The organism is Candidatus Binatia bacterium (assembly GCA_036382395.1).
GTDB lineage: Bacteria > Desulfobacterota > Binatia > HRBIN30 > HRBIN30 > JAGDMS01.
Window position 1 is genome coordinate 1 of sequence record DASVHW010000123.1, and the last position, 5,484, is coordinate 5,484.

Annotated in this window: 3 protein-coding genes; 1 reads left to right on the forward strand and 2 read right to left on the reverse strand. The window is 63.2% G+C overall.

Annotated elements, in window-relative coordinates; translation table 11 throughout:
• On the forward strand, positions 1–2,485 hold a 2,485-nt coding region (locus tag VF515_05870), incomplete at its 5' end, for a hypothetical protein (protein HEX7407164.1).
• Positions 2,486–2,496: 11 nt separating this feature from the next.
• On the opposite strand, the gene VF515_05875 is transcribed toward VF515_05870, so the two are convergent.
• Both VF515_05875 and VF515_05880 read right to left on the reverse strand, forming a co-directional pair.
• Complete coding sequence (locus tag VF515_05875) at positions 2,497–2,790, reverse strand: hypothetical protein (protein ID HEX7407165.1); 294 nt, start codon at positions 2,788–2,790, stop codon at positions 2,497–2,499.
• Positions 2,791–2,848: 58 nt separating this feature from the next.
• Positions 2,849–5,269: an NAD(P)-binding protein gene (locus VF515_05880; GenBank protein HEX7407166.1), complete on the reverse strand. Its 2,421-nt coding sequence runs from the start codon at positions 5,267–5,269 to the stop codon at positions 2,849–2,851.
• Positions 5,270–5,484: the final 215 nt, after the last annotated feature.

Sequence of the window (5,484 nt, forward strand, 5' to 3'; positions counted from 1 at the left end):
CCGGGACGAGCGGGACGACGCGGCCGAGCCGCATGAGGTCCGCCGGCGCGGGTTCGGTGCCCTGCGCGAATTGCTCGGACGTCTGGCGGCTCGCCAGCCGTTGATTCTCTGGATCGACGATCTGCAGTGGGGCGATCTCGATAGCGCGGCGTTGCTCCGCGATCTGCTGCGTCCGCCGGATGCACCGGCGATGCTGGTGTTGCTGTCCTACCGCAGCGAGGATCGTGCCCAAGTGGCGTTGCCCGAGGTACTGGAAGGCGAACTGCCACAGCAATGGGTCCACGAGATGCAGCTCGGTCCGCTGGAGGCCGCCGAGACACGGGAGTTGGCGCAGCGGTTGTGTGCGGCGCAGATCGTATCCGACGAACGCATTGCCGAGATTGTGGCCGAGTCCGCTGGCTCGCCGTTCTTCATCGGCGAGCTGGCGCGTTCGTTAGGGGAAGGAGGGACATGGTTCTCGCTGCGGCTGGCGGACATTATGGGCGAGCGCTTTCGACAGCTCTCTGGCGCGGCGCGGCAGGTGCTGGAAGTGGTGTCGGTGGCGGGTGGCCCCGTACTTCGCAGTGTGGTGTTGGGAGCAGCGGGCATCGGCGAGCGGGGACGGCCGGTGGTGTCCAAGTTGGAGGCTCGCTTTCTGCTGCGCACCACGACAGTGAACGAGCAAGCAGCGGTTGAGGTCTACCACGACCGCATTCGCGAAGCGTTGATCGCGCAGATCACGCCCAGCCGCCTGAGCGCCGTCCACGGTCAGATCGCGGAGACATTACGACTGCGACCTGATGCCGATCCCCACGCGCTGTTCACTCACTACCTGGGTGCCGGCGAGACCACGTTGGCAGGTCGCTATGCCGTTGTTGCTGGCGACAACGCTGCCCGCGCGCTTGCCTTCGACCGCGCCGCACAACTCTACCAGAAAGCCCTCGCGCTCGCGTCCGACGGTGCCGACCACCCAGCGTTGCTCGTGAAGCTGGGCGAAGCGCTGGCGAATGCTGGACGGGCGCTGGAGGCAGGGGAAATCTTCGAGCGCGCTGCCGTTGCGTCGGCACAACGTGGCGACAGCGTCGAGGAGGTTTTTGAACTCAGGTTGCGTGCAGCCGATCAACAGCTCCGCGCCGGCAAGCTTGAGCGCGGCGCAAACCTGCTGCGCGCGGTGCTGACGTATGTTGGCGTGCGGCTGCCGCGGACGAGTCGGAGGGCGCTGGTTTCGGCCTTGGTGCAGCGAATGCGCTTTCTGCTCCGTGGGCTCTCCTTCACGCCATGCGATGCCGCCACAATCCCCGCCCGCCAACTCATCCGCATCGACGCGTGTTGGGCGGCGACGACCAAGCTGTCGGTATTAGATACGATCCTGGCGGAGGGTGCGGGTGCGCGCTGTGTCATCGAGGCACTCAATGCCGGAGAACGGTCACGGATCATTCGCTCACTGGCGTTCGAGGCGGTACGCGAATCGGCGCTGGGAATCAGGTTGTTCGAGCGCCGCGGCATGCGGTTGATGCGTATCGTACAGCGTTTGGCGCAGGCGGGTGACGATCCGTGGGAGCGCGCCTGGCTGCATCAATGCGTGGGTGGCATCGCGTATTTCACGGCGCACTGGCGCCGGGCGAGCGAGGGATGTCAAATGAGCGCTGCGGTGTGGCGCGAACACTGTCAGGGCGTAGCGTGGGAAATCGCCACGGCGGACTCATTTGTGCTGTCGGCCCTGGCGCATATGGGCCGGCTTCGCGAACTGTCGCAGCGGTTGCCGGCGGCGATCACGGATGCGGAGCAACGAGGCGATGCGTACGCGACGGCGGGACTGCGTTTGGGCGTGCCCAGCATGATGTGGCTGGCCCAGGATCGTGCAGCGGAGGTGCGCCAAATGGCCGAGGACACGATTGCGCAGTGGCCGCGCGATAGGTTTCTGGTGCAGCACTACTTGTACTTGCTGGCCGCGGTACAGGCGGATCTGTATCTCGGCGATGCGTGGATGGCCTGGCGGCGGGTGGACGAGCAGTGGCCGAAGCTGGCCGGATCGTATCTACTCAACATCGCGGTTGCGCGCGCTGACCTGCGGCATTTGCGTGCCCGCGCCGCTCTCGCGGCCGCAACGACGCCGGCATCACGCCGGCCGCCGCGCGCGCAAGCGCCGGATCCGCATTGGCCCCGGGCGCGGTTGCTTCGTGTGGCCCGCGCCGAGGCGCGGCGGCTGAGGCGGGAGCGGCTTCCGTCGGCAAAAGTGTTTGCCACGCTGATCGGGAGCGGGCTCGCCGTTGCTGAGGGGCGCACGGAAGCGGCGGCCGAGCGGCTCGGACAGGCGATCACGGTTGCCCTGCAAGCCGACATGGGACTGTATGCGGCTGCCGCCCGCTACTGTTACGCGTTGCGAGGGGGCCACGACGAGCAACCCTCGCGAGCGCAAGCCCTGGAGTGGATGAGCGCTCAGGGCGTGCGGAACGTTTCCGCCATGGTCCGCATGCTGGCATCGGGGTGCGATGCGACGGCGTGAGCTTGCCGCCCTCAGCGCAGGTCCTCCAGGAGAATATCGGTCTCGTACCACGGCTCTAAGTAGTACACGTCCAGCCGCTTCTGGCGCTTGTCCTTGACAAATAACCATGTATCCCGCCACTCGCGCGTCTGCACGCTGGAAAAGGGTCTCGCTGTGGGATGGGGAACTGTGGTTCGAGGAAAGTAGTCGTTGTCCCCCTTTTTTCCCCACTCGCTTTCGTCGATGAGATCGACCTGGCCGGGGCTGACTTCGATGACGTACCCTTGTTCAGCCAGTGTCGCCCAGCGCTTGTTGATGTTATCCATAAGTGCTCCGTTTGGCCTCTCAGTGATTGCTTCCGTGCGACCGGTCCACCGGCTTGCGCTAGCGTGTGCCGAGCAATGAGGCGAAGCCGCCCAAATTCAGGGCGCCCTTGAGCCACTCCTTGGGCAGCTCGCCGGGGTCCAGGATGTCCACGAAATGCGGCAGGCCCTGGTCGCAAAGCGCGGCATCGAGGTCGATGAAGTATTGCACATCAGTCATTTCATGTTCCTCGGGATTGTGGATCACGCAGCGCTCGCGCTTGACGCCATGAGGCTGTAGGCTTTCAGTGTACAGGATTGCGTTGACCGCGTGCCGTCCGGATTCATTGGCGGCTTCCATCGTGGTCAAGCGTGTGAACGTCTGCATTTGGGTCCCCGCGAACACCAGGTTGCCATAGTACATCTCGTAACCCTGCTCGCGGTCCAGCCTACCCGGGCGGGCCTCCTGCATTCGTGGCCGGTTCATCAGTAGTCCCGCCTCGATGTGGCTCTGAATACCCGTGCTGGGGTTGAACTTTATACTCTCGGCCAGGTGATAGAGGATCGGTTCCGGTGCGGGCGTTCCTTCGGGAAGGCTCTGTTTGATCTGGCGCCAGACCTCTCGCGCGATTTGCTCGCGTGTGCACTCCCGGGCTGTCTTGCCTTTGACGTTGGAATCCTCGTCCCCTTCAGGGACTTTCTGGTCCCAGTTGCCGATGCAGACCGTGAGCAGGCTCAGGTAGCCATCCCACCAGCCCCGCTTGCGTACCCAAAACTGTGGCTGCGAAATAGAGGAAAGGCCCCACACGGAATCCGCGTAGAGGACATGTCCGCGCAAGATGTTTAGCGGCGTCCGGAAGTAGTACTGAAGACCACTCAAGTTGCGTAGCACGCCGTCGAGCTCGGTACTGCTGCTATTCTGCAGTTTCAGCCGACGGATACACTCGATATCACGGCCTTCGAGAGGCGGGTCAATAGAACGGAGAACCTCTTGTTGAAGAGAGTAGGGGGACAACGCAATGAGGTAGTAGTCGCGTACCACCAGGGTCTGTATCGGAGGCTTCGCCGTATCATCGTTCGTATGATCGCTCCTGTCGGGCCAGATGAGGGCGGTGGGAAAGATACTTTTCTGAGTCACTGCCGAGGAGGTCGTTGTGTCCACTACCTCAAAGGACAGCAGCTTTCCGCGCCGGAATTTGACACCTTGGTTTTCCAGATAGCGTCGCCACGGATCGAGCCAGACGACACTGGTCGGACCATTTAACACGGCATCCACGTCCTCGGTGTCGTATACCTGGTCACGCAGAAGCTGAAGAGTGATGTTGCCATATGTCCGGGCATCACATTCGCGAGCCGTGAAGGCCAGCAGGGCCTGCGGCACGGAGTCCAAATACTTCTGGAACTCTGGGCTGAAGCGCTCACCTTCGAGAAAGTCCCACCACGACAGCGCTTCGTATTCTTTCCGGCGCTTGGGGCAGGAGGTCATGTACTTGAACAGTGCGAGACACAAACGATTGATGTCCGTGAGTGTAAAGCCGGAGGTCTCGAGTCCGTTCACCAGAAGATCGAAGAGTTCTTGCACTGACGCGACCCGTTGGCGAGGTAGAATGTAGGGTGGTCGCGGTGGGGCCATGAGGACCGCCTGCAACTTGGCGGGCACCAAATTGTCGAACGCGGTGCGAAACGTCTCGACGAATGGCTCGACTGCGTCAACCGGCAGCGGGGTGCGCTTCATCGTGTCGCGCAGGTTCTGATAGAAGCTCGGAAAGAACCGGAACCCGTGCTCGCCGGGAAGATAGTCTTGTACGATCTGGAAAGCGACGATGCACCGGTCATCGTCATGTTTTGTGAAGTCTGTACCGTATGCCAGTCCGAGGCCAGCGGCTCTCAGCGGTATCGGGACGTTCAGTGCCTTCAGCTCGTTGGCTAGCTGCGTAAGCACGGCATCGGCACGTGCCCGGTCGAGGGAGGTGCCGAGAGTTGTCGTGATGCTGTTCTGCGCCTCATGCAGGTTGATGTAACCCCGCACCTCCAGCCGGATCCCTTCGTACGGGCGCCACTCTTGGTCAGGCGGGTATCCGGGCGGAGGTTCGCGCTGCTGCAACTGGCTGAGAAGCTTGGCGACCGTTGCCACGACCTGCTTACCGGCTTGAGTGAGGTCGGAAGCGTTGCGGCTGAATCGTACCACCCGTCTCGCGAGTTCGCGCTCAGCGTCGAACTGCAGTGGCTGGGTCGAACTCATCGACGACGGCGGGGGGGCGTAGGGGCTGGGGCGATCGGCTCGCGACCATTGGGTGCGGGCTATGCCGCCGACCGCGCACATGGCGCGCGGTTCCCCGCCCGGCGGCCACTCGACCAGGGATGGTTCCGTGGGTTCGAACACCTCGACTTCAAAGCCGCGCTCGACCAGCTCGTGGGCGGCGGTCAGTCCCGCGATTCCAGCGCCAAAAATCGCTACCCGCTTCGGGCCCGCGTAGGTCGCATCAGATCCAGACCTGCTCATGCTTTCCTCCCGCAAGGTTCTGCTCTCTGGCTCTCAGCCCTGGCCCTTCGGTGTCTGGCGGCCGCTCGGAACTTCGCCAGCAGCCATGGAAACGATGGCGCCCGCACGGCGCCGTGGACATAGGCCATGAGACCGTCATGGAACGCCAACAGATCTTCGGTGCTGCCGCGCAGGAAGAGACGATCGTTCAGGATTGCCTCCATCAATGTGGCCCG

Bases quoted from the DNA above. Each gene is read 5' to 3' on its own strand.
- VF515_05875 (HEX7407165.1), bottom strand. From the start codon at position 2,790: ATGGATAACATCAACAAGCGCTGGGCGACACTGGCTGAACAAGGGTAC.
- VF515_05880 (HEX7407166.1), bottom strand. From the start codon at position 5,269: ATGAGCAGGTCTGGATCTGATGCGACCTACGCGGGCCCGAAGCGGGTA.